1 protein-coding gene is annotated in these 2,387 nt (G+C 63.0%); it reads left to right on the top strand.

Features of this window, described 5'->3' with window-relative positions:
• Positions 1–497 precede the first annotated feature (497 nt).
• Positions 498–2,279, top strand: coding sequence for a reverse transcriptase/maturase family protein (locus KIK08_RS38630; RefSeq protein ID WP_214408267.1), 1,782 nt, complete (start codon positions 498–500; stop codon positions 2,277–2,279).
• Positions 2,280–2,387 lie beyond the last annotated feature (108 nt).

Raw genomic sequence — 2,387 nt, 5'->3', positions numbered from 1 at the left:
ATAGACGGGAAGGACTCGGGAGGAGGTCCTTGGGTCTGATGGCTCACCTGGATCCGAAAGGTGAAGGGGACAGTAGCATGCCAGGAAAGCGGTAGTCATGCTCAGGCGTATGAGGTGACGTGCCGCGGGACCCGCGCGGTATGGTGAAAGCTGGATTGCCTGAACCCTAATCTCCAGTCGATGAAATGCGCCATCCACCGGAAAGACGCCTGGAACCGGTGCCGTGTCTTGTGGCGACGTATTATGGCCGCCGCCACAACCCCGAGGTGCGGAGCGATGTCCAACGAGGACATTCAAGGAGATGAGTGGGGCACCTAAGTCGCGCTATCACGTATGACGAAGACGAACGTGGGATCGCCTAAGGGGCGCGAGCCCTAAGGTGACGGAGGCCCCGTAGTAGTCGTGGGAGCAACGCCCCACCAAGGGGAACGGGAAAGCCGTTCACAGGGCGAAGGGGGCCAGGTGATCGGACGCTCATGGCCCGAGAGGTATGCGCAATGCAGAACGCCGAAACGGTACTGAGTGTCCTGCGTGATCGTGGTAGGCGTGGCCTGCCGCTCGAAGAGCTGTATCGACAACTGTTCAACCCCCAGCTGTATCTGTTGGCGATCGGGCGCCTGTACTCCAACCACGGAGCCATGACGCCCGGGGTCGACGGGGAAACCGCAGACGGCACGTCACTGGCCACGGTCGACCGCATCACCGATGCGATGCGCCACGAGCGCTACCGATTCCGGCCGGCACGACGGGTCTACATCCCGAAGAAGAACGGGAAGAAGAGGCCGTTAGGTCTTCCGTCCTGGTCGGACAAGATCGTCGGGGAAGTCGTTCGCCTCCTCCTTGAGGCGTACTACGAGCCGCGATTCTCCGACCACTCTCACGGGTTCCGTCCACGCCGCGGCTGCCACACCGCCCTCGGCAAAGTAGCGGATACCTGGACGGGCACGACCTGGTTCATCGAGGGTGACATCGCCGACTGCTTCGGCTCGCTGGATCACGACGTGATGCTGTCGACCTTGGCTGCGAACATCCACGACAACCGGTTTCTGCGGCTGTTGCGCAACATGCTCCAAGCCGGATACCTGGAGGACTGGGTCCGGAACGCCACACTCTCCGGCGCACCGCAGGGTGGGGTGACCTCGCCCGTCCTCTCGAACATCTACCTGGATCGGCTGGACAGGTTCGTCGAGACGGTTCTCATCCCGGAATACACCCGAGGCGTAGTAAGGGCCAAAAACCCCGCCTACCAAAGGACCGAATCGGCCCTGCGACGTGCCCGACAACGCGGCGATCACACCGCAACGCGGGACCTGCGCAAGCGGCTGCACGGTATGCCCAGCATGGATCCCCAAGATCCCGGCTACCGACGGCTACGATACGCACGCTACGCCGACGACACCCTGCTCGGGTTCACCGGACCCAAGGCCGAAGCCGAGGAGATCAAGAACCGACTCGCGACGTTCCTGCATGAAGATCTCAAGCTGGAACTCTCGCAAGAGAAGACCTTGATCACACACGCCCGTACCCAAGCGGCGTCCTTCCTCGGTTACGAAATCACCATCCTCCACAACGACCGCAAAATGACCAGAGGCCGTCGCACGGCCAACGGTACAGTCGCGCTCCGCGTGCCCAAAGCGGTGATTCGAGCCAAAAGCGCCCCCTACCTCACGCGCGGCAAACCCGCGCACAGACCCGAGCTGACCAATTATGACGACCACACGATCGTCGGCATCTACGGATCGCGGTACCGGGGCCTCGTCCAGTACTACCTGCTCGCCGGCGATGTCTTCCGACTAGACCGGCTGGAATGGGTCATGAAGACCTCCATGCTCAAAACCCTGGCAGCCAAGCATCGCTCGACCGTGACGACGATGGCCAACAAATACAAGACCACCGTCGCCACCCCCGTCGGGCCACGCCGATGCTTCGAAGCCAGAGTCGACAGAGCAGACAGGAACCCACTGGTCACACGGTTCGGTGGCATCCCACTACGGCGGCAGAGGAAAGCGGTACTCACCGACCGCAACCCCGCCCTGCCCGCACCGCGCCGCAAGGAACTGATCACCCGGCTCCAGGCGGCACGATGCGAGATCTGCGACCAAAGAACCACCGTGGAAATCCACCAGGTTCCCACACTCGCAGACCTCGTCCGGACAGGACGACCACAGCCGGCGTGGGCACAACTCATGGCAGAGAAACGGCGCAAGACACTCATCGTCTGCACCCCCTGCCACGACACCATCCACGCGCGGAACCCAACCACAACACCCACGCAGTAATCACCAGAGAGCCGGATGCGAGGAAACCCGCACGTCCGGTTCGGGCCGGGGGCCGCCGGAAAAGGACCCGCCACAGCGGCGGGCACCTCGCCGGCGGCCTACCGGGGC

Origin of the sequence: Pseudonocardia lacus (assembly GCF_018531445.1) — a bacterium.
Taxonomy (GTDB): domain Bacteria; phylum Actinomycetota; class Actinomycetes; order Mycobacteriales; family Pseudonocardiaceae; genus Pseudonocardia; species Pseudonocardia lacus.
This window is presented reverse-complemented; position numbering and strand designations above follow the sequence as displayed.

What these genes read in the sequence shown, in the direction of transcription:
- KIK08_RS38630 (WP_214408267.1), top strand. Translation starts at nt 498, where the DNA reads ATGCAGAACGCCGAAACGGTACTGAGTGTCCTGCGTGATCGTGGTAGG.